General features: G+C 71.6%; 15 protein-coding genes and 1 pseudogene. 5 read left to right on the plus strand and 11 right to left on the minus strand.

The annotated features are described in order from the left end of the window. Window positions 1-73 precede the first annotated feature (73 nt). Genes tkt through pgl form a run of 5 tightly spaced genes read left to right on the plus strand, consistent with a single transcriptional unit; the run spans window position 74 to window position 6,819 of the window. A complete protein-coding gene (gene tkt, locus DDW44_RS02875) occupies window positions 74-2,197 on the plus strand; it encodes a transketolase (RefSeq protein WP_108905430.1) in 2,124 nt (707 codons plus the stop codon). Between the two features lie 35 nt (window positions 2,198-2,232). Further along, window positions 2,233-3,375 (plus strand): transaldolase, encoded by a 1,143-nt coding sequence (gene tal, locus DDW44_RS02880; protein WP_108905431.1) that lies wholly within the window; start codon window positions 2,233-2,235, stop codon window positions 3,373-3,375. 5 nt (window positions 3,376-3,380) lie between these two features. After that, complete coding sequence (zwf, locus tag DDW44_RS02885) at window positions 3,381-4,913, plus strand: glucose-6-phosphate dehydrogenase (protein ID WP_017948805.1); 1,533 nt, start codon at window positions 3,381-3,383, stop codon at window positions 4,911-4,913. Next, window positions 4,910-6,016, plus strand: a complete 1,107-nt coding sequence (gene opcA / locus DDW44_RS02890; protein WP_018890243.1) for a glucose-6-phosphate dehydrogenase assembly protein OpcA — start codon at window positions 4,910-4,912, stop codon at window positions 6,014-6,016. Before zwf ends, opcA begins: the two co-directional genes overlap by 4 nt. Further along, window positions 6,013-6,819: a 6-phosphogluconolactonase gene (gene pgl, locus DDW44_RS02895; RefSeq protein ID WP_018890244.1), complete on the plus strand. Its 807-nt coding sequence runs from the start codon at window positions 6,013-6,015 to the stop codon at window positions 6,817-6,819. Before opcA ends, pgl begins: the two co-directional genes overlap by 4 nt. Window positions 6,820-6,855: 36 nt before the next feature. On the opposite strand, the pseudogene DDW44_RS02900 reads toward pgl, so the two are convergent. From DDW44_RS02900 to DDW44_RS02950, 11 genes and pseudogenes are all read right to left on the minus strand, one after another. Further along, window positions 6,856-8,095, minus strand: a pseudogene (locus tag DDW44_RS02900) (IS110 family RNA-guided transposase). 325 nt (window positions 8,096-8,420) lie between these two features. Then, the gene (locus DDW44_RS02905) at window positions 8,421-9,272 is read right to left on the minus strand and encodes a poly-gamma-glutamate hydrolase family protein (RefSeq protein ID WP_199787361.1); all 852 of its coding nucleotides are present in this window, start codon (window positions 9,270-9,272) and stop codon (window positions 8,421-8,423) included. 57 nt (window positions 9,273-9,329) lie between these two features. Next, window positions 9,330-10,928, minus strand: coding sequence for a PH domain-containing protein (locus DDW44_RS02910; RefSeq protein WP_108905432.1), 1,599 nt, complete (start codon window positions 10,926-10,928; stop codon window positions 9,330-9,332). After that, window positions 10,925-11,449 carry a PH domain-containing protein gene (locus tag DDW44_RS02915; protein WP_018890247.1) on the minus strand — a complete coding sequence of 175 codons (525 nt, stop codon included), beginning with the start codon at window positions 11,447-11,449 and terminating at the stop codon, window positions 10,925-10,927. Before DDW44_RS02915 ends, DDW44_RS02910 begins: the two co-directional genes overlap by 4 nt. A 13-nt stretch (window positions 11,450-11,462) precedes the next feature. Then, the gene (gene pgi, locus DDW44_RS02920) at window positions 11,463-13,127 is read right to left on the minus strand and encodes a glucose-6-phosphate isomerase (RefSeq protein WP_026165430.1); all 1,665 of its coding nucleotides are present in this window, start codon (window positions 13,125-13,127) and stop codon (window positions 11,463-11,465) included. Between the two features lie 173 nt (window positions 13,128-13,300). Continuing rightward, window positions 13,301-13,636, minus strand: a complete 336-nt coding sequence (locus tag DDW44_RS02925; protein WP_078503510.1) for an RNA polymerase-binding protein RbpA — start codon at window positions 13,634-13,636, stop codon at window positions 13,301-13,303. A gap of 109 nt (window positions 13,637-13,745) precedes the next feature. Beyond that, on the minus strand, window positions 13,746-13,982 hold the full coding sequence (secG, locus tag DDW44_RS02930) for a preprotein translocase subunit SecG (protein ID WP_170813917.1): 237 nt from the start codon (window positions 13,980-13,982) through the stop codon (window positions 13,746-13,748). Window positions 13,983-14,165: 183 nt separating this feature from the next. After that, a complete protein-coding gene (gene tpiA, locus DDW44_RS02935; protein ID WP_018890249.1) occupies window positions 14,166-14,942 on the minus strand; it encodes a triose-phosphate isomerase in 777 nt (258 codons plus the stop codon). A gap of 7 nt (window positions 14,943-14,949) precedes the next feature. Further along, window positions 14,950-16,161 (minus strand): phosphoglycerate kinase, encoded by a 1,212-nt coding sequence (locus DDW44_RS02940; protein WP_017948795.1) that lies wholly within the window; start codon window positions 16,159-16,161, stop codon window positions 14,950-14,952. A gap of 111 nt (window positions 16,162-16,272) precedes the next feature. Then, window positions 16,273-17,277, minus strand: a complete 1,005-nt coding sequence (gap, locus tag DDW44_RS02945; protein WP_017948794.1) for a type I glyceraldehyde-3-phosphate dehydrogenase — start codon at window positions 17,275-17,277, stop codon at window positions 16,273-16,275. 193 nt (window positions 17,278-17,470) lie between these two features. Then, window positions 17,471-20,419 carry a M14 family metallopeptidase gene (locus DDW44_RS02950; protein WP_108905433.1) on the minus strand — a complete coding sequence of 983 codons (2,949 nt, stop codon included), beginning with the start codon at window positions 20,417-20,419 and terminating at the stop codon, window positions 17,471-17,473. Window positions 20,420-21,031: the final 612 nt, after the last annotated feature.

The following is a 21,031-nucleotide window of genomic DNA, read 5'->3' on the forward strand; positions in this document are numbered from 1 at the left end:
AGGGTAGGCTCGACACCGCCCGGTACCCCTTGTCACCGGGACCTGAACATGTGGAGAGGAGCCCTGACCCAGGGTGAGCACCAAGCCGACCACCACAGACCTCGAGTGGACCGCATTGGACCAGCGGGCCGTGGACACCGTCCGCGTCCTCGCCGCTGACGCCGTACAGAAGGTCGGCAACGGCCATCCCGGTACGGCGATGAGCCTGGCCCCCGCGGCGTACGTCCTCTTCCAGAAGCTGATGCGGCACGACCCGGCCGACGCGGACTGGACCGGCCGTGACCGATTCGTGCTCTCCGCGGGTCACTCCAGCCTGACCCTCTACATCCAGCTCTACCTGGCCGGGTACGGCCTGGAGCTCGACGACCTCAAGTCCTTCCGCACGTGGGACTCCAGGACCCCGGGCCACCCCGAGTACGGGCACACCACGGGCGTGGAGACGACGACCGGCCCGCTCGGCCAGGGCGTCGCCAACGCCGTCGGCATGGCCATGGCCGCCCGCTACGAGCGCGGCCTGTTCGACCCGGACGCCGCTCCCGGCACCTCCCCGTTCGACCACACCGTGTGGGTCGTCGCCGGTGACGGCTGCCTCCAGGAGGGCATCTCCCACGAGGCGTCCTCGCTCGCCGGGCACCAGAAGCTCGGCAACCTGGTGCTGCTGTGGGACGACAACCACATCTCCATCGAGGGCGACACCGAGACCGCGGTCTCCGAGGACACCCTGAAGCGGTACGAGGCGTACGGCTGGCACGTCCAGCGCGTGGCGCAGCTGCCGAACGGCGACCTGGACCCGGTCGGGCTGTACGAGGCGCTGAAGGCGGCGAAGGAGGAGACCGGGCGTCCGTCCTTCATCGCCGCCCGCTCGATCATCGCGTGGCCCGCGCCGAACGCGCAGAACACCGAGGCGGCGCACGGCGCCGCGCTGGGCGACGACGAGGTGGCGGCCACCAAGCGGGTCCTCGGTTTCGACCCGGAGCGGACCTTCGAGGTCTCCGACGAGGTCATCCGCCACACCCGCGAGGCCCTGGACCGCGGGCGCACCGCCCGCGACGAGTGGGAGAAGGCGTTCGCCGAGTGGCGCGCCGCCAACCCGGAGCGCGCCGCCGAGTTCGACCGGATCCGCGCGGGCGAACTGCCGGCCGGCTGGGAGGAGAAGCTCCCGGTGTTCGAGACCGGCAAGGCGGTCGCGACCCGCGCCGCGTCCGGCAAGGTGCTGCAGGCGCTCGGCGGCGTGGTACCGGAGCTGTGGGGCGGTTCCGCCGACCTCGCGGGCTCGAACAACACCACGATCGACAAGACCTCGTCGTTCCTGCCGAAGGGCAACCCGCTGGCGGAAGCGGACCCCTACGGCCGCACGATCCACTTCGGTATCCGCGAGCACGCGATGGCCGCGATCATGAACGGCATCACGCTGCACGGCAACACCCGTGTCTACGGCGGTACGTTCCTCGTCTTCTCCGACTACATGCGCAACGCGGTCCGGCTGTCGGCGCTGATGCACCTGCCGGTGACGTACGTCTGGACCCACGACTCGATCGGCCTCGGCGAGGACGGCCCGACGCACCAGCCGGTGGAGCACCTCGCCTCGCTGCGCGCCATCCCGGGTCTGAACGTGGTCCGTCCGGCCGACGCCAACGAGACCGCGATCGCCTGGCGCGAGATCCTGCGTCGCTGGACGAAGGAGTTCCGCGTGGGCACCCCGCACGGTCTGGCGCTGACCCGCCAGGGCGTGCCGACGTACGAGCCCAACGAGGACGCGGCCAGGGGCGGTTACGTCATGTTCGAGGCCGAGGGCCCGGGCGGGGAGAGCGCGGAGCCCCAGGTCGTGCTGATCGCCACCGGCTCCGAGGTGCACCTGGCCGTGGAGGCCCGCGAGCAGCTCCAGGCCGAGGGCATCGCGACGCGGGTCGTCTCGATGCCGTCCGTCGAGTGGTTCGACGAGCAGGACCAGGGGTACCGGGACTCGGTGCTGCCCCCCTCGGTGAAGGCACGGGTGGCCGTGGAGGCCGGTGTCGGGCTCACCTGGCACCGCTTCGTCGGCGACGCCGGCCGGATCGTGTCGCTGGAGCACTTCGGTGCCTCGGCCGACGGCAAGGTGCTGTTCCGCGAGTTCGGCTTCACCCCCGAGGCGGTGGCCGCCGCCGCGCGGGCCGTGCTCGGTTCGACGACGACCGGGACCGCCGCCACCGCGGGCTGACGCCGTCACTACGACCAGTAGGAGATGCAACTCTCATGACAGACGCACTCAAGCGCCTCTCCGACGAAGGCGTCGCGATCTGGCTCGACGACCTGTCGCGCAAGCGCATCACGTCCGGCAACCTGGCCGAGCTCATCGACCAGCAGCACGTCGTGGGCGTCACCACCAACCCGTCCATCTTCCAGAAGGCCATCTCGTCCGGCGACGGGTACGAGCCGCAGGTCTCCGACCTCGCCACCCGCCGGGTGACCGTGGAGGAAGCCCTCCGCATGATCACCACCGCGGACGTACGCGACGCCGCGGACGTGCTGCGCCCGGTGTTCGACGCGACGGGCGGCCAGGACGGCCGGGTGTCGATCGAGGTCGACCCGCGGCTGGCGCACCACACGGCGGCGACCGTCGCCGAGGCCAGGCAGCTGGCCTGGCTGGTGGACCGGCCGAACACGTTCATCAAGATCCCGGCCACCCGGGCCGGCCTTCCGGCGATCACCGAGGTCATCGGCCTCGGCATCAGCGTCAACGTCACGCTGATCTTCTCGCTGGAGCGCTACCGCGAGGTGATGGACGCCTATCTGGCCGGCCTGGAGAAGGCGAAGGCCGCGGGCCTGGACCTCTCCAAGATCCGTTCGGTGGCGTCGTTCTTCGTGTCCCGGGTGGACACCGAGATCGACAAGCGGCTGGACGCCCTGGGCACCGACGAGGCGAAGCAGCTCCGCGGCAAGGCGGCCATCGCCAACGCCCGCCTCGCCTACCAGGCCTACGAGGAGGTGTTCGGCTCGGCCGACACGTCGACGCCGCCGTCGGAGCGCTGGGCCGCACTCGACAAGGCGCAGGCCAACCCGCAGCGCCCGCTGTGGGCCTCGACCGGGGTCAAGGACCCTGCGTACCCGGACACGATGTACGTGGACCAGCTGGTCGCCCCGGGCACGGTCAACACCATGCCGGAGGCCACCCTGGAGGCGACCGCCGACCACGGGCGGATCACCGGCGACACGGTGCACGGGACGTACGAGCAGGCCCGGGCCGAGATCGACGCCGTCGAGGCGCTCGGGATCTCGTACGACGACGTCGTGCAGCTGCTCGAGGACGAGGGCGTCGAGAAGTTCGAGGCGTCCTGGAACGACCTGCTCAAGTCGACCGAGGCGGAGCTCGAGCGCCTCGCTCCCTCGGAGGGCTGAACACCGTGACTTCCGCACACGGAGCGAATCCGCTCCGTGACGCCGCGGACCGACGGCTCCCGCGCATCGCGGGGCCGTCGGGTCTGGTGATCTTCGGCGTCACGGGCGATTTGTCACGGAAGAAGCTGATGCCGGCCGTGTACGACCTCGCCAACCGCGGGCTGCTGCCGCCGGGCTTCTCGCTCGTGGGCTTCGCCCGGCGCGAGTGGGACGACCAGGACTTCGCACACGAGGTCCACGAGGCGGTGAAGGAGCACTCCCGCACCCCCTTCCGGGAGGAGGTCTGGCAGCAGCTCATCCAGGGCATGCGTTTCGTCCCCGGCGAGTTCGACGACGACGACGCGTTCGAGAACCTGAAGAAGACCATCACGGAGCTCGACCAGGTGCAGGGGACGGGCGGCAACTTCGCCTTCTACCTGTCGGTGCCGCCGAAGTTCTTCCCCAAGGTCGTCAAGCAGCTGAAGAAGCACGGGCTCGCGGAGCAGAAGGACGGCTCATGGCGGCGCGCCGTCATCGAGAAGCCGTTCGGCCACGACCTTGCGTCCGCGATGGAGCTCAACTCGCTCGTCCACGACGTGTTCGAACCGGACCAGGTCTTCCGCATCGACCACTACCTGGGCAAGGAGACCGTCCAGAACATCCTGGCGCTCCGCTTCGCCAACACCCTCTTCGAGCCGCTCTGGAACCGCTCGTACGTCGACCACGTCCAGATCACCATGGCCGAGGACATCGGCATCGGCGGCCGGGCCGGCTACTACGACGGCATCGGCGCGGCGCGCGACGTCATCCAGAACCACCTGCTCCAGCTGCTGGCGCTGACCGCGATGGAGGAGCCCGCCTCGTTCGAGGCGGACTCGCTGGCCGCGGAGAAGACCAAGGTGCTGGGAGCCGTGAAGCTGCCCCGCGACCTGGCCGCCGGCACCGTGCGCGCCCAGTACGCGGCCGGCTGGCAGGGCGGCGCCAAGGTCGTCGGGTACCTCGAGGAGGACGGCATCGACGGCCACTCCAAGACCGACACCTACGCGGCGATAAAACTGGAGATCGACAACCGGCGCTGGGCCGGAGTGCCGTTCTACCTGCGGACCGGCAAGCGGCTCGGCCGCCGGGTCACCGAGATCGCGGTCGTCTTCCAGCGTGCGCCGCACTCCCCCTTCGACCGCACGGCCACCCAGGAGCTGGGGCAGAACGCCCTGGTCATCCGGGTGCAGCCGGACGAGGGCGTGACCCTGCGCTTCGGCTCGAAGGTGCCCGGCACCTCACTGGAGGTCCGCGACGTCTCCATGGACTTCGCCTACGGCGAGTCCTTCACCGAGTCCAGCCCGGAGGCCTACGAGCGGCTGATCCTCGACGTGCTGCTCGGCGACTCGAACCTCTTCCCCCGGGTCGAGGAGGTCGAGCTGTCCTGGAAGATCCTCGACCCGATCGAGGAGTACTGGGACAAGCACGGCAGGCCCGCGCACTACCCGGCCGGGACATGGGGTCCGGTCGAGGCGGACGACATGCTCGCACGAGACGGACGGAGCTGGCGCCGGCCATGAAGATCGACCTTACGGACACCACCTCCGGCAAGATCAACAAGGCGCTGGTGCAGGGCCGGCGGGCGATCGGCACCCCTGCCGTCGGCATGGTCCTCACCCTCGTCATCGTCACCGACGAGGAGAACGCCTACGACGCGCTGAAGGCGGCCAACGAGGCGGCCCGCGAGCACCCCTCGCGCAAGCTCGTGGTCATCAAGCGGGTCTCCCGCTCGCCGCGCGACCGGGCCAAGGCGCGCCTGGACGCCGAGGTGCGGGTCGGTGCGGACGCGGGCACCGGCGAGACCGTCGTCCTGCGGCTGTACGGCGAGGTCGCCGACCACGCCCAGTCCGTGGTGCTGCCGCTGCTGCTGCCGGACGCCCCGGTGGTGGTGTGGTGGCCGGTGAACGCGCCGGTGGACCCGGCCGGCGACCCCCTCGGGGCACTGGCCCAGCGGCGGGTCACCGACACCTACGCCTGCGAGCAGCCCGTCGCCGAGCTGACCGCGCGCGCCGACGCCTACACCCCGGGCGACACGGATCTGTCCTGGACCCGGATCACCCCGTGGCGCTCGATGCTCGCGGCGGCGCTGGACCAGGTGGATTGGCGCATCACCGGGGCCGAGGTCGAGGGCGAGGAGTTCAACCCGAGCTGCGAGCTGCTCGGGATGTGGCTCGGCGACCGGCTGGACGTGCCCGTCAGCCGCACGGCCTCGGGCGGTCCCGGCCTCACGGCCGTACGGCTGGCGACGGACAGCGGCACCATCGTGCTGGACCGCGCCGACGGGTCGCTGGCGACGCTGTCCATCGAGGGCCAGCCGGACCGCGCGGTGGCGCTGAAGCGGCGTGACACCGCCGAGCTGCTGGCCGAGGAGCTGCGGCGGCTGGACCCTGACGACATATACGCCACGACGCTGCGGTTCGGGGTCGACCGGCTCAACGAGCAGACCGCCGGGGCGGCCACCGGCGGCGGCTCCGCCGCGGGGAAGACCGCGGCGGGGAGCGCCGGGAGGCGCCCGGCGGCGGCCGCGGAGCGGTCCGGGGAGCAGGGCGCGGCAGCGGGCGGGGACAAGAGCGGAGCGAAGACGTCCGCGAAGGCCCCGGCGAGGAAGGCGGCGTCGAAGTGAGCACCCCGCAACTGGTCGTCCACCGCGACAAGGAGCTGATGGCCCAGGCCGCGGCGGCACGGCTGATCACGAAGATCGTGGACGCCCAGGCCGCCCGGGGCTCGGCGTCGGTGGTCCTCACCGGCGGGCGCAACGGCAACGGCCTGCTGGCCGCGCTCGCCGCCGCGCCCGCGCGGGACGCCGTCGACTGGACCCGGCTGGACCTCTGGTGGGGCGACGAGCGCTTCCTCCCCGAAGGGGACCCGGAGCGCAACGTCACCCAGGCCCGCGAGGCCCTGCTGGACTCGGTGCCGCTCGACCCGGCCCGGGTGCATCCGATGCCCGCGTCGGACGGGCCGCACGGCAACGACCCGGACGCCGCGGCCGCGGCGTACGCGGCGGAGCTGGCCGCCGCCGCGGGGCCCGAGCACTACCGATCGGAAGCCGCCCCCGGGGGCGGCGGCGTGCCGGCGTTCGACGTGCTGATGCTGGGCGTCGGCCCGGACACCCATGTCGCGTCGCTGTTCCCCGAGCTTCCCGCCGTCCGGGAGACCGAGCGCACGGTCGTCGGCGTCCACGGGGCGCCGAAACCCCCGCCGACGCGCGTCTCCCTGACGCTCCCGGCGATCCGGTCGGCGCGCGAGGTGTGGCTGCTCGCGGCCGGCGAGGACAAGGCGGGCGCCGCGCGCATCGCCCTGTCGGGCGCGGGCGAGATCCAGGCCCCGGCGGCCGGCGCGTACGGCAGGTCGAGGACGCTGTGGCTGCTGGACGCGGCGGCCGCGTCCCAGCTGCCGCGCGACCTCTACCCGCCCGCCTCCGCCTGATTCGAAAATCCACCGTCCCGTGTCTGTACCTGCTGGTCAGGCAGCTCCTTCTGTTTGGAGGGTGACTTGGTAGCCGAGTTGGTTGAGCTGGCTCACCAGGCGTCGGGTCTGCCTGGCCCGGCCGGTGCGTTCGATGAAGTAGTGGCCGCCGAGGTCGGCGTATTCGGCGTCGTGGGTGAACATGTGCCAGACGGCGGTCAGGATCGAGTGCTCCAGGGCGACCAGCGCGCGTTTCTTGCCGCGGCGGGCGACGATGCGCCGGTAGCGGGCGGCGAGGTAGGTGTCCTTGGTCCGCGATGCGGACACGGCGGCCTGGCCGAGAGCGGCCTTCAGCCAGGGATCGCCGGCGGGTCTTGCCGCTGCCGGTTCTGCCGCCGGACTGGTGGTTGCCCGGACACACCCCGGCCCAGGAGGCCAGGTCGGCCGCACTGGGGAAGCGGGTGATGTCGGCGCCGATCTCGGAGAGGATCACCTGTGCTGCCCGGGTGTCGACGCCGGGGATGGTCACGAGGAGTTCGATGCGGCGGCGAAAGGGCTGCAGCATCACCTCGATGTGCTCGCTGAGCTTGGTCTCGGTGGCGGTGCAGGCGTCGATCCGGTCCAGCATCGCCCGGGCCAGGAAGGCGTGGTGGGCGGTGAAGTTCCCGGTGAGGGCCTCGACGAGGGCGTCGGTCTTGCGGCGCATGCTGCCTTTGGCCAGGTCGGCGAGGTCGTGCGGGTCGCGCTCGCCGGCGATGAGGGCCTCGAGCATCGCGCGGCCGGAGACGCCCAGGATGTTGGAGACGGTGGCGGACAGCTTGATGCCGGTGTCCTCCAGCAGTTTCTCCAGCCGCTGGGTCTCCCGGGTGCGTTCGCGGATGATCTCGGTGCGGTAGCGGGTGACGTCCCGCAGCTGCCGGATCGGCTCCGGGGGCACGAAGCTGGGGCGGACCAGGCCGTGTTCGACAAGCGTGGCGATCCACTCGGAGTCCTTGACGTCGGTCTTGCGGCCGGGCACCGACTTCATGTGCCGGGCGTTGAGCAGCCAGCACTCCATGTCGTGTTCCAGCAGGTAGAACACCGGTTTCCAGTACACGCCGGTGGCTTCCATGCCGACCACGGTGATGCCCTCGGCGAGCAGCCAGTCCCGCATCGCCAGCAGACTGGAGGTCACCGCGGAGAAGGTCCGCACCTCGCTGCGGCGCCTCGTGCCGGTGCCGCTGGGCACGCGGATGCAGACCTTCACGTCGATCTTGCTGATGTCGATTCCTGCGCAGCGTTCGTGGATCACTTCCATCCCGTCAGCACCCCCTCCAGTCGTCGGCCGCGAGCACGCGACCGTCCGGCGGGGGTCCGGCAGGCGGAAGAGTCTGATTCACGTGCTCGGAGCAACACATCCGGGTGCCTGTCGGTGGACCCCCAGCGTCCTACTGACCCACGGGCTCGGAACGCGCCAAGGCGAGACGACGTCCGCCGGACGACCACGCACCGATTTTCACGCACACAGGGTGTCGCCGTCAGGCGACCGGACTACTGACCCGGCCTCACCGCCCGGTGCGACACGGCCCGGTCCGCCCCCACCGGCGGACCGGGCCGTGCGCCGTCTCAGCGCGCGCGGGCCGTCACAGCAGGACCTGGCCCGGCTCGGCTTCCAGGCGGGCCACCGCCGCCCGCGCGGCGGCCGTGAACCGCCAGAACACCTCGGTGGTGCTCCCGGGGCGTCCCGCGTTGGTGTACACCCCGAACATGGCGGTGCGCAGCTCCGCGGTGATCTCCAGCTGGCCGCCCTCGCCGAGCACGGTGCGGTTGCAGGGATTGTTTGCCTGGACGCCCGCGAGGTCCTTCACTGTGGACCCGTCGATCGTGGTGAACCCGGCGTTCCCGAGCTCCAGGTGCAGGGCTGCCTTGAAGTCGGTGCTGCCGCCGCCGACCACGACGGCCTCAGGAGAGGAGGCCGGGGCGCCGGCCTGAGCGGCCGTACAGCCGTGCAGGCTCAGCACGTTGAGACTGCCCCCGGCCAGGGAGAGGGCGACCCGGTCGTCGCAGTTGGTGGACGTGACATGCAGTTCCCGGTTGCCGGAGGAGCGCAGTCCCTCGAACATCCAGTAGTCGTGTACGGGACGGCCGTCCTGCACGGGTTCGAGGGTGGCGGGGTGGTAGCCGGCGATGGCGAGGCAGAGTTCGGAGGTGCCGCCCTCGATGCCGCCCCCGTGCAGCGCCATGATCGTCGTCCGGCTGAACGGCGCAGTCCCGGTCCGGCTCTCGTCGGCGTACTGATGGCGCTTCCAGCGCCGGCCGAACTCGGTGCCCTCCTTGCCCGCGAGCTTGGTGTAGAGGTCGGTGTTGGAGACGTAGACGTCGTTCTCTCCGGTGGCGTACGCGGGCGAGGCCCCGAATCCGCCGAGCACGGAGCCGCTGACGGCGGCCCCGACGAGTGCGGTGAGCACCGAACGGCGATCTGCTGAGATGTTCATGAGAGTCATGATCACGGTCCCGGTGGGCGGAACTGCCCGTTCCGGACGTGGTATCGCTCACTCCCCGTGCCCGCCGTGACCACCGCGGTCGCCGTGCCCGCCGTGGCCGCCGCGGTCTCCGCGCTCGCCGTAACCGCCGTGCCCGCCCGGTCGTTCGAGGAACGGCTCCAGCAGCCCCGGCACCGCCCGGGAGGCGAAGTCCAGGATCTCGTGCTCGTCGGCGTCGTACACCGGGTACGCGCCGTCGCCCGCCGCCGTGGTGGCGATCAGGGTGAGCACCCCGGCACGGCGCTGGAACCACGACTGCTTCAGCGTCCAGCCGATGACCCCGTCGCGCCGCAGCGCCACCGTGGCCCGCCGGACGGTCCCGGAGCGGGCGACCAGGTAGTCGCCGTCGAGGGCGTGGCCGAGACTCCGGTACGCGTCCAGCGCCGCCGGCACCGCGAGCGGCACGGACAACGCACCGCACACCGCGGCGGCGTACAGCGGCACGTCCGTCACCAGCAGGCCCAGCGCGACGAGCAGCAGGACGGGCGCGAGGGCGGCGGCCAGGGCCCAGCGCAGTCTGCGGGAGCGCGCCGCGGGGGGATGTGCGGTGAGCGGCGCGCTCGTCGGCGGGACCGGCTCCCGCAGCACCCGGGCCACGACGCCGTCGGCGACCGGCCGCGGCGCGGGCGGCAGCAGCGTGCGGTGGTCGGCGTTCCTGCCCTCGTCGTCCTTCACCAGGCCGGTCGCCACGGCGTCCACCCGTGCGGCACCGCACAGCCGCACGCCGAGGGGCTCGACGAGCTCCACTCCGCGCAGCCGGCGCTCCTCGATCGACAGCGAGCGGGAGGTGAGCAGCCCCCGGCGCAGCCGCAGGGTGCCGCCCGGCTCGCGTTCCAGCCGGTAGCCGAACCACATCTCCACCCAGAGTCCGAGCGCCCCGGCGGCCCCGGCGGCCAGCGCCAGCGCGCCCAGCACCACGGCCGTCCAGAGCAGCGGGGTGTCCCGGAACCGCTCGCCGACCCAGCCGACCACCTCGGCCTGCACGCCGAACCACTGGCTCACCTGCATGACCGCTCCGACCGCGGCACCGCCGAGCAGGGGGGCGACGAAGGACAGCGGCGCGTAGCGGACCCAGCGGGGGTCGAGGGCCGCGAGCACCCCGTCCCGGTCGGCCTGCGGTGCCAGGGCGGACCGCCCGGCCAGCAGTTCCCGGCGCAGGCGCTCGCCCTCGGTCCGGGTGACCGGGTCGAGTTCCAGTGTGGACTCCCCGCCGCCGGTGTGCTCTCCGGTGCCGATCCGCACCTTGACCAGGCCGAGTATCCGCAGCAGCGGACGGGCTGTCAGATCGACGGTGCGGATGCGTTCGCGGGCCAGGGAGCGCCGCTTCACCAGCAGCAGCCCGGTGCGGAGTTCGGCGCGCTCGGGTCCGATGCGGTACCGGGTGCGCCGCCAGCGGAGCCAGTCCGCGCCCGCTGCCCCGGCGACGAGCACCAGCGCCCCGGCGAGCACCCAGCCGAGCGCCTGCCACCACGGCATGCTCCCGGTGAGCCCCAGCAGCACGGGCAGCCCGGCACCGCCCGCCACCCCCGCCGTCACGGCGGCGGTGACGAGCACGGTGCGCGGGTCGAGCCGCCGCCAGCCCCCGTCCGGCCCGTCCTCGGAGCTCATGTGGCGTCCCCGGGGGTGGCCTGGGTGATCCGCGTCAGCCGCTCGGCCAGCCGGGCCGCGACCTCGTGGTCCAGGCCCTCGATCCGGAGCGCGCCCTTGGCGGAGGCGGTGGTGACGGTGACCGAGGCCAGCCGGAAGAGCTGCTCCAGCGGGCCGCGTACGGTGTCGACGGTCTGGATCCGGGACATCGGCGCGATCCGCCACTCCTGCCAGAGCGCGCCCGTACGGAGGTACACGGCCTCGTCCGTGATCTCCCAGCGGTGCACCCGGTACCACCAGGACGGGAGGAAGGCCGTGCCGGCCAGGCCGAGGACCGCCAGGACCCCGGCCGCGTACCACAGCCAGGTCCCGGCGGGCCCGGCGAACGCGCCCAGGGCCGCGAGCACGGCCACCGGCACGGCCGTCGTCAGCAGGCACCGGGCGCGCCACCACCAGACGGCCCGTGCGTTCAGCGTGTTCCTCGGCGGCCTCAGCCGGACGGCCCCCTCCCCCGGCCCCTCCCCGGGCAGGTCCCCCGTCATCGGACCGCCGCCCCTACGCCCCGCCGCCCAGCGGGCTCCGGCCGCGCAGCGTGCGGTACGTGGACACCAGCGCGGCGGTGGAGCTGTCGAGGTCGCCGCCGCCGCGGCCCTCGGTGAGCACCGGCTCCAGGCGTTTGGCCAGGACCTTGCCGAGTTCGACGCCCCACTGGTCGAAGGAGTCGATGTTCCAGACGGCGCCCTGGACGAAGACCTTGTGCTCGTAGAGCGCGACGAGCTGACCGAGGACGGAGGGCGTCAGCTTGCCGGCGAGGATCGTCGTGGTCGGGTGGTTGCCGCGGAAGGTCTTGTGCGGCACCAGCTCCTCGGGCACGCCCTCCGCCCGTACCTCCTCCGCGGTCTTGCCGAAGGCGAGCGCCTGGGTCTGGGCGAAGAAGTTGGCCATCAGCAGGTCGTGGTGTCCCGCCGGTCCGGCCGGCAGTTCGTCGACGGGATCGGCGAAGCCGATGAAGTCGGCCGGGATGAGCTTGGTGCCCTGGTGGATCAACTGGTAGTAGGCGTGCTGCCCGTTGGTGCCCGGGGTGCCCCAGACGACGGGGCCGGTCTGCCAGTCGACGTGCTCGCCCTCGCGGTCGACGGACTTGCCGTTCGACTCCATGTCCAACTGCTGCAGGTACGCGGTGAACTTGCTCAGGTAGTGCGAGTAGGGCAGGACCGCGTGCGACTGGGCGTCGAGGAAGTCGCCGTACCAGATGCCGAGGAGGCCCATCAGCATGGGCGCGTTCCGCTCCGGCGGCGCCGTGCGGAAGTGCTCGTCGACGAGGTGGAACCCGTCCAGCATCTCGCGGAACCGCTCCGGGCCGATGGCGATCATCAGCGACAGCCCGATGGCCGAGTCGTAGGAGTAGCGGCCGCCGACCCAGTCCCAGAACTCGAACATGTTGGCGACGTCGATACCGAAGCCGGCGACCTTGTCCGCGTTGGTGGACAGTGCGACGAAGTGCTTGGCCACGGCCTCCTGGCCCGCTCCGAGCCCGGTGAGGAGCCACTCGCGGGCCGTGGTGGCGTTGGTGATGGTCTCGACGGTGGTGAACGTCTTGGAGGCGATGACGAACAGCGTCTCCGCGGGGTCGAGGTCGCGGACCGCCTCGTGGATGTCGGCCCCGTCCACGTTCGAGACGAAGCGGAACGCCAGGTCCCGCGCGGTGTAGGCGCGCAGCGCCTCATAGGCCATCGCGGGGCCGAGGTCGGAGCCGCCGATACCGATGTTGACGACGTTCCTGATGGGCCTGCCGGTGTGCCCGGTCCAGCGGCCCGAGCGGATCTGCTCGGCGAAGGCGCTCATCTTGTCGAGCACGGCGTGCACGGCCGGTACGACGTTCTCGCCGTCGACCTCGATGACCGCGTCGCGGGGCGCGCGGAGCGCGAGGTGCAGCACCGCCCGGTCCTCCGTGATGTTGATCTTCTCGCCGCGGAACATGGCGTCCCGCAGCTCGGCGACCCCGGTGGCGGCGGCGAGGTCCCGCAGCAGCGCCAGCGTCTCGTCGGTCACCCGGTGCTTGGAGTAGTCGAGGTGCAGATCGCCGGCCCTCAGGGTGTACCGGCTGCCGCGCTCGGGATCCGCGGCGAAGAGCTCCCGCAGATGCGTGTCCGCCATCTGCTCCCGGTGCTTGGTCAGAGCAGCCCACTCGGGCCTCCGGTTGAGCCGGATTGCGTTCATCTTCAGCCCACTTCTTCTCGTACCTGACTGCATGCCCCGCTGCCCCACCAACCTAGTTGATCGGAAGGGCGGTCGGCGCGACGCAACGGCGTGCGGGCGGAACGGGAACGCATCGGGCCCGGCCGGCGGCGGAATCCTGGATTCCGCCGCCGGCCGGGCCCGGCGTCAGCTGCTCAGATCTCGCCCCGGAGCTTCGCGAGCGCCTCGGCGAGGATCGCCTCGCCGTCCGCGTCACTGCGCCGCTCGCGCACATACGCGAGGTGCGTCTTGTACGGCTCGGTGCGCGGCGGGTCCGGCGGGTTGTCCCGGTCCTGGCCGGCCGGGAACCCGCAGCGCGGGCAGTCCCAGCTGTCCGGAACCTGTGCGTCACTGGCGAAGCTCGGCTGAGTCTCGTGCCCGTTCGAGCACCAGAAGGAGATGCGCAGACGCGGCGCGGACTCGCCCCGCTCGGCCTCCCCCATCGGCCCCGCGCCGACCCGGCTTCCCCGGATCGCGTTGCCACTTGCCACGGTCGTAACTCCCTGCGTGATGGTGCTCGAAGATGCCCCAGTCTACGTAAGGCCCAACGCTCGTCCAGTGATTGGAGTTACACCCCACCCCCGGGACGCTCTCGGTGGGTCAGCCGCCCAGCTTCATCAGCAGAGCAAGTACGACAATGCACGCGAACCACATCAGACCGACCACGATGGTGATGCGGTCCAGGTTGCGCTCGGCGACCGAGGAGCCGCCGACGGACGACTGCATACCGCCACCGAACATGTCGGAGAGGCCGCCGCCCTTCCCCTTGTGCATCAGCACCAGCAGCATCAGCAGCAGGCTGAAGACGATCAGGGCGATCGAGAACCCCATAACCACGGCTGGACCAACTTCCTCGGACGAACGAATCAGACTGAACAACTGATCAGGAGAACGGGGGCCGGGCCCGCAAGCCTCGGCCCCCGCAAGCGTACGACGAGGTTGCCCGTTTCCACGACCCTCGCCGCCGACCGGACCACCTCACCGAAGGTGACGAGGCGGGTGACCGGCGCTACCTTCCGCTCACTGGTCCCGGAAGCGCACGATCTTGACGAACTCGTCCACGTCGAGGGACGCGCCGCCGACCAGGGCCCCGTCCACGTCGGGCTGCGCCATGATCGCCGCGACGTTGTTCGACTTCACCGAGCCGCCGTACTGGATCCGGACCTTGTCGGCCACCTCCTGGCCGTACAGCTCGGCGAGCCGGCCGCGGATGGCCCCGCAGACCTCCTGGGCGTCCTCGGGGGTGGCGACCTCGCCGGTGCCGATGGCCCAGACCGGCTCGTAGGCGATCACCAGGGTCTCGGCCTGCTCGGCCGTGACGTCCTTCAGGCCGCCGTCGATCTGGTTCAGCGTGTACTGGACCTGCTGGCCGGCCTTGCGGACGTCGAGGCCCTCGCCGACGCAGAGGATCGGGGTCAGACCGTGCCGGAACGCCGCCTTCACCTTGGCGTTGCACAGCTCGTCGGACTCTGCGTGGTACTGGCGTCGCTCCGAGTGGCCGACGACCACGTAGGCGCACTTCAGCTTCGCCAGCATGGTGCCGGAGATCTCACCGGTGTACGCGCCGGAGTCGTGCGCCGAGAGGTCCTGGGCGCCGTAGGTGATCTTCAGCTTGTCGCCGTCCACCAGGGTCTGCACGGAGCGCAGGTCGGTGAAGGGGGGCAGGACCGCGACGTCCACGGCGTCGTAGTCCTTGTCGGTGAGCGCGAAGGCGAGCTTCTGGACGTGGGCGATGGCCTCGAGGTGGTTGAGGTTCATCTTCCAGTTGCCCGCCATCAGCGGGGTACGGGTGCTCATGTGGGGTTCAGTCCTCCAGTGCGGCGAGGCCGGGAAGGGTCTTGCCCTCGAGGTACTCGAGGCTCGCCCCGCCACCGGTCGAGATGTGGCCGAATGCGTTTTCGTCGAAGCCCAGGGTGCGGACCGCGGCGGCCGAGTCGCCGCCGCCGACGACGGTGAAGGCCGTGCTGTCCACGAGTGCCTGGGCGATGGACCGGGTGCCGCCGGCGAAGTCGGGGTGCTCGAAGACGCCCAGCGGGCCGTTCCAGAACACCGTGCCGGCATCGGCGATCCTGGACGCGTACAGCTCGCGCGTCTTCGGGCCGATGTCCAGCCCCTCCCGGTCGGCGGGGATGGCGTCGGCGTCCACCGTGCCGTGCTCGGCGGGCGCCTTGGTCTTGAGGTCCGGGAACTCGGGCGCGGCCACCACGTCGACCGGCAGCACCAGCTCGACGCCGTTCTTCCCGGCCCGCTCCAGGTACTCCCGCACCGCCGGCACCTGGTCCTCCTGGAGGAGGGAGGTGCCGACCTCGTGGCCCTGGGCCTTGAGGAAGGTGTACGCCATCCCGCCGCCGATCAGCAGGCGGTCGGCCTTGCCAAGCAGCGAGTCGATGACGGCGAGCTTGTCGGAGACCTTGGCGCCGCCGAGGACGACCACGTACGGCCGCTTGACGTCCTCGGTGAGCTTGCGCAGCACGGCCACCTCGGCCGCGACCAGGTAGCCGGCGGCGTGCGGCAGCCGGGCCGGGAGGTCGTACACCGAGGCGTGCTTGCGGTGGACGGCCCCGAAGCCGTCGCCGACGTACAGATCGGCGAGGGAGGCGAGCTGGTCGGCGAAGGCGCCGCGCTCGGCGTCGTCCTTCGACGTCTCCCCGGCGTTGAAGCGCAGGTTCTCCAGGACGGCGACATCGCCGTCACCGAGGCCGGAGACGGTCGCGCGGGCGGACTCGCCGACCGTGTCGGTCGCGAACGCCACGTCGGCGCCGAGCAGTTCACCGAGCCGGGCGGCGGCCGGGGCGAGGGAGAAGGCCGGGTCCGGGGCACCCTTCGGGCGGCCGAGGTGCGAGGCGACGACGACCCGCGCGCCCGCGCCGGCCAGGGCCTTCACGGTCGGCAGCACGGCGCGGATACGGCCGTCGTCGGTGATCGTGGTGCCGTCGAGGGGCACGTTCAGGTCGGCGCGGACGAGAACCCGCTTGCCGGAGACGCCTTCGGCGAGGAGTTCGTCGATCGTCTTCATGCTTGATGACTCCTAGAGGGGGGTCGGGGACAAGCGACAGGGCCCGCGCAGCGCGCCGTTGCGCTGCCCGAGCCCTGCTCCGCTCACATCGGGGTGCTTACCGGCAGGTGATCAGAGCTGGTCGCCGACGAAGACCGTGAGGTCGACGAGGCGGTTGGAGTAGCCCCACTCGTTGTCGTACCAGCCGACGACCTTGACCTGCTTGCCCTGGACCATGGTCAGCTTCGAGTCGAAGGTGCAGGAAGCCGGCCAGTTCACGATGTCCGAGGAGACGATCGGGTCCTCGGTGTACTCCAGGACGCCCTTCAGCTGGCCCTCGGAGGCCTTCTGGAAGGCGGAGTTGATCTCGTCCTTGGTGACCTCGCGGTCGAGCTCCAGGACGAGGTCGGTGACGGAGCCGGTCGGGACCGGGACGCGCATGGCGATGCCGTCCAGCTTGCCCTTGAGCTGCGGCAGGACCAGGGCGGTGGCCTTCGCGGCACCCGTCGAGGTCGGGATGATGTTCTCCGCGGCGGCCCGGGCCCGGCGCAGGTCCTTGTGCGGGAAGTCCAGGATGCGCTGGTCGTTGGTGTAGGCGTGGACCGTCGTCATCATGCCCTTGACGATGCCGAAGTTCTCGTCGAGGACCTTGGCCATCGGGGCCACGCAGTTGGTGGTGCAGGACGCGTTGGAGATGACGTGGTGCTGCGCCGGGTCGTACTTGTCCTGGTTCACACCCATCACGATGGTGATGTCCTCGTCGGTGGCCGGAGCCGAGATGAGGACCTTCTTGGCGCCGCCGGCGAGGTGCTTCTCGGCGTCCGCCTTCTTGGTGAAGATGCCGGTGGACTCGACGACGATGTCGACCCCCAGCTCGCCCCACGGGATGTCGGCCGGGTTGCGCTCGGAGAGCACCTTGATGGTGCGGCCGTCGACGGTGATGGTGTCTGCGGTGTGGCTGACCTCGGCCTTCAGGCGGCCCAGGATGGTGTCGTACTTCAGCAGGTGAGCGGTGGTCGCGGTGTCACCCAGGTCGTTGACAGCCACGATCTCGATGTCTGCACCCTGCTCCAGCAGCGCGCGGAAGTAATTACGACCGATGCGGCCAAAGCCGTTGATGCCTACGCGGATCGTCACGAACCGATCTCCTCAGTGGTACGCCGGTTTCGACACCGGCGAGCTGATATGGGATGTCCCCGACCGCTTACGACCCTACCTCCCCGGGACAGCCGGAGTGGCATCGAGCACGCCCCCGGATCGAGCCGAAAACCGGCGGCCCGTACCTACCGACAAGTACGGGCCACCGGCGCTTTTCGGCGGCTACGCAGGGTCAGCGCCGGATCGCGGCGAGCGCACTGGCGACCAGGTCGGCGCGGTCCGCGGGCGCGGTGACGTGCTCCAGGCCGAAGCCCAGCAGGACCGTGTCCCGGGTGGTGACGGCCGCGTACGAGGCGAACAGCTCACCTGTGCGCACCCAGTCACCTCCGAGCACGGGACTGCCCTCCGGCGCCCCCGGGGTGGTCCACGGGCCGAGCGAGGTCTCGAAGCCCTCGATCTCCTTCTCCGCGCCGCCGACGACCAGGGTGGCGTCGTCGGCGAACACCCCGCGTCCGCCGCTGGCCGGGTCGGTGACGTACGCGAGGGAGAGCTCCACCTCCTTGCCCGCGTAGGCGCTCAGGTCGAAGGAGACCTGCTTCCAGCCGGCGGAGGAGCCGGTGAAGCTGTTCCAGGACCCGCTGGAGCCGGACGCGGTGCAGCCGCCGGATTCCCGGGTCAGGTAGTGGCGCAGGAAGGGATGCCCGTTGAGGAAGTACCCGGCCTCGCAGTCCTCGGGCACCGCCGTGCCGCTGAGGCCGCCCTCGTCCGGCAGTGTCGTCCAGTCCCCGGCGCCGGCGGTGCGGGCCTCCAGGAGCGCGTGGTCGTAGCCCGGCTCGGTGTTCCAGCTGAGCGCGAGCCTCAGCCGCGGACCGTCGGCCGCGCCGACCCCGGTGAGGTCGACGGTGCGGGTGAGCCGCTTCCAGTCGTTGTCGTCGTGGGTCGCCGAGGCCATCGACGAGCCCGCGTACGGGGCGTAGGGGTTGGTGACACCGGCGTAGCGGCCCGCCTGCGCGCTCGCGAACTGCGGGAACTGCGCGGCCGGAAGGGTGTCGGAGGTGACGGTGTACGTGCCGGGCGCGTTCAGCGGGTTCCCGTCCGCGCCGGACAGCGGCCCGCCGGACCCGGCCAGTGCCCCCGTCCCGGAGAACCCGCTGGCCCCGGGCGCGGAGGCGCGGCCGTAGGCACCCAGCCAGTACTGGCTGAAGTCGTTGGTCAGGGCCCTGCCGACCTGGGCGCTGCCGCCGGCCAGTTCACCGGCCTCGATCAGCTTGCCGCCCTCGTTGAGGTAGTCGCGCAGGGCGAGCTGGGTGGGTCCGCCGGGTGCCTGCGCGCCGGTGTGGTGGACGGCGGTGGTGAAGTGGCCGAGGACGCCCAGCGGGTGGGGTGCGCCCTGGGTGGCGACGTCCCAGACCACGGCCTTGCGGCCGTTCGCCCGGAGGGCGTCGACGTACACCTGGGCATGCCGGGCGGGTGCGCCCTCCTCCGCCACCACCAGGGTGTCGGCCTTGGGCCGGGGTGCGACGGTGTAGGTGAAGCGCTCGCTGGAGGTGCGCTTGCCGCTTCTGGTCTCGCCGGTGAACCAGACCTCGACCCGGTCGCCGACGCCCCCGTCCTTGACCTTGGCGCGGTACTCGTCGAAGCGGATGTTGTCCTCGCCGCCGTAGGTCTCGCCGCCCTTCCACGGCCTGAGCGCCATGTCGTGGGTACGGCCGCCGTTGACGCGGTACTTGAGCTCCTTGTCCCGCAGGGACTTGCGGGCGACGACGGAGACCTCCTGGTGACCGCCGCGGGCGTAGGAGGTGGTGAACGGGTCGACGGTGAAGTCGGGGGCCTCCAGACCGACCGGGGACGACGGCTGGTCGGGGTGGGCGGCCGTCTCGGCGACGGACAGCGCGAACTCGACGTTCTTGGCGAACTCCGCCTGGATCAGCCGCTCGTCGTCGGGGAAGTTGAAGCCGGAGCGGCAGTCCTCGGGCCGCCACTGGTCGTTCGGGTCCGCGGCCGAGACGGTCTGGCAGGTCGTCATCTCCGGGGTGAACATCATCGTCCCGTTGACGTTGGCCGCGTGGCCGTTCGCCTCGCCGTTGGTGATGTAGAGCTCGGACGAGACCTGGGGGTGGTAGCCGGGGACGGCCGGGTTGTCCGGGGTGCCCGCCAGCGCCTTGTAGATCACGTCGTCCGGGGTGGGGGTGGCGACCTGCCAGCCCACGCCGTACAGCAGCAGTTCGGCGGCGGAGTGGTAGTTGATGCCGTACTCGAAACCGATGCGCTTCTGGAAGCGGTCCAGGGCGACGGTCTCGGGCTCGGAGGAGGGGCCGGGCCCGCGGTAGGTCTCGCCGGTGGGGTTGGGCGACGAACCCTCGTTGTCGTATCCCCACTTGTAGGAGAAGTTGCGGTTCAGGTCGACGCCGTCGCCGGTGGTGATCCTGCCGTCGCCGTTGTTGTCGCGCAGGTTCTTGCGCCAGAGGCGGTTGCCGTCGGCGGCGTGGGTGAAGTCGTAGCCGTCCGGATTGGCGGAGATCAGGAACCACAGCTCGGTGCGGTCCACGATCCGGGTGATGCGGCGGTCCTTGCCGTAGCCGTCCACGTAGTGGTGGAGCAGCCGCCGGGTCATCTCGGGGGTGATCCACTCGCGGGCGTGCTGGTTGGACATGTAGAGGGTGGACGGCTTGGCGCCGTCCCGGTGCTTCTTGGCGCCCTTGGTCAGCTTGAGGGCGAGGATGTCCTTGCCCTGCACGGTCCTGCCGATGCTGACGACCTTGGTGATCGACGGGTTGGCGGCGGCGACGGCGAGGATCTCCTCGCGGAGGCCGCCCTCCCCGCTGTACGGCCGGAAGACGCCGTCTCCGGCGGCGGCGACGCGCTTCTTCGCCGCGCCGGAAACGGTGTGCTCGGTGAGGCTCACGCCCTTGTCGCGGAGCGCGCCCGCCTGGTCCTCGGTGAGGAACACCTCGACCGTGGCGGTGCCCCTGGCCGGTACCTGCTCGGTCAGTTCGTGACCGTCGGCACCCGCCTGGAGGAGCAGTGGCACCTGCTCCCTGGTGACCTCGGCCTGCCATACGGCGAGTCCGGCGCCGTCGGCGCCGTCGGCACCCCCGTCCGCCCGGGCGAGCGGCGCGGCGGCCAGGCCGGCCACCAGGAGTGAGGTCGCGGCGAGGATCGATCTCGCTCGTCGTCTCATGAGCCCCCCTTGCTTTCGTCTGTCGCGAAAGAAGCAGATGCCAGGTTCATGACACTTCATGATCATGTCAAGATGCGCCCGGCGGCCAGGCGGGCGGGGATGGAGCGGAACGGGCGGGGATGGGCGGCGGACGTCCCGGGAGGGATCGCGGGGCGCATCGGGGGACATCGATGCGGGACTCCATGCGGGCGGGGCCGCGGCGGGACGGGGCGGGGAGGGCAGCGGCGGGGCAGGCAGGAAGGGCCGGACGACGCGGCGCGGCGCGGCAGGGCAGGGCGGGCAGAGAAGGAGGCGGTGCAAACCGGGCGGGACCGCAGGGCGGGGCGAAGCCCGTCCGGCGCCGGACGCGGACACCCGGACGGGCCGTGCTGCCCGCGGCCGCGCGCAGGACGGGGCGCGGCGCGCGGACGGGGTGCGGCGCGCTGCGGGCTCTCGGAGGGCTCGGCGGGGCCGCGCACACGGGTGCCGCGCACGACGGTGTCGGGGCGGGACGGGGTGCGCGGGACGGGCGGCCCCGGCGCGCGGGCGCGGCGGGCCCCTCGGGGGACGCGGTGCGGTGGGCGGGGCTCGCGGGACGGGCGAGCCCGGGAAGGCGGCGCCCCGGAGACCGGG

The sequence above is a fragment of the Streptomyces tirandamycinicus genome, assembly GCF_003097515.1.
Classification (GTDB): domain Bacteria; phylum Actinomycetota; class Actinomycetes; order Streptomycetales; family Streptomycetaceae; genus Streptomyces; species Streptomyces tirandamycinicus.

Coding starts and splice junctions, on each gene's coding strand:
- tal (WP_108905431.1), top strand. CDS start 2,233: ATGACAGACGCACTCAAGCGCCTCTCCGACGAAGGCGTCGCGATCTGG.
- opcA (WP_018890243.1), top strand. CDS start 4,910: ATGAAGATCGACCTTACGGACACCACCTCCGGCAAGATCAACAAGGCG.
- DDW44_RS02905 (WP_199787361.1), bottom strand. CDS start 9,272: ATGAACATCTCAGCAGATCGCCGTTCGGTGCTCACCGCACTCGTCGGG.
- DDW44_RS02910 (WP_108905432.1), bottom strand. CDS start 10,928: ATGAGCTCCGAGGACGGGCCGGACGGGGGCTGGCGGCGGCTCGACCCG.
- DDW44_RS02915 (WP_018890247.1), bottom strand. CDS start 11,449: ATGACGGGGGACCTGCCCGGGGAGGGGCCGGGGGAGGGGGCCGTCCGG.
- pgi (WP_026165430.1), bottom strand. CDS start 13,127: ATGAACGCAATCCGGCTCAACCGGAGGCCCGAGTGGGCTGCTCTGACC.
- tpiA (WP_018890249.1), bottom strand. CDS start 14,942: ATGAGCACCCGTACCCCGCTGATGGCGGGCAACTGGAAGATGAACCTC.
- DDW44_RS02940 (WP_017948795.1), bottom strand. CDS start 16,161: ATGAAGACGATCGACGAACTCCTCGCCGAAGGCGTCTCCGGCAAGCGG.
- DDW44_RS02950 (WP_108905433.1), bottom strand. CDS start 20,419: ATGAGACGACGAGCGAGATCGATCCTCGCCGCGACCTCACTCCTGGTG.